Source organism: Rhodococcus sp. IEGM 1351, assembly GCF_030056875.1.
Taxonomy (GTDB): domain Bacteria; phylum Actinomycetota; class Actinomycetes; order Mycobacteriales; family Mycobacteriaceae; genus Rhodococcus_F; species Rhodococcus_F opacus.
The window spans coordinates 1-782 of record NZ_JASHKU010000092.1 but is presented as its reverse complement, the minus strand read 5'-3'; the positions used below and the strand labels follow the sequence as shown (position 1 = coordinate 782).

Sequence of the window (782 nt, the reverse complement as noted above, 5' to 3'; positions counted from 1 at the left end):
TTTTTCTGGTGTTCGGTGGCGACGAGGACATGGTTGGTTGTGTGTTGTTTGAGAACTGCACAGTGGACGCGAGCATCTTTGTTGTAAGTAATGAAGAGCGTACGGTGGATGCCTTGGCACCAGGAGCCGATGAAGGACGTAGGAGGCTGCGATAAGCCTCGGGGAGCTGTCAACCGAGCTGAGATCCGAGGATGTCCGAATGGGGAAACCCAGCACGAGTGATGTCGTGTTACCCGCACCTGAATATATAGGGTGTGTGGAGGGAACGTGGGGAAGTGAAACATCTCAGTACCCACAGGAAGAGAAAACAATAGTGATTCCGTGAGTAGTGGCGAGCGAAAGCGGAAGAGGCTAAACCATGGATGTGTGATAGCCGGCAGGTGTTGCATTCGTGGGGTTGTGGGGTTCATCTTGTCAATGCTGCCGTGTTGGCCGACAGTAAGAAATCATTGTGTTAGTGGAAGTGGTCTGGAACGGCCTGTCGTAGAGGGTGAGAATCCCGTACACGAAAATGCGATGACTGTCGTGATGGAAACCCAAGTAGCACCGGGCCCGTGAAATCTGGTGTGAATCTGTCGGGACCACCCGATAAGCCTGAATACTCCCTGGTGACCGATAGCGGACTAGTACCGTGAGGGAAAGGTGAAAAGTACCCCGGGAGGGGAGTGAAATAGTACCTGAAACCGTGCGCTTACAATCCGTCAAAGCCTTCGAGCAGCTTGCTGCTGGGGGTGATGGCGTGCCTTTTGAAGAATGAGCCTGCGAGTTAGTGGCATGTCGCG

Annotated in this window: 1 rRNA gene; it reads left to right on the top strand. The window is 53.3% G+C overall.

The window, feature by feature from the left end:
* Window positions 1–81: 81 nt before the first annotated feature.
* A 23S ribosomal RNA gene (locus QM806_RS40895) occupies window positions 82–782 on the top strand; the annotation flags it as partial.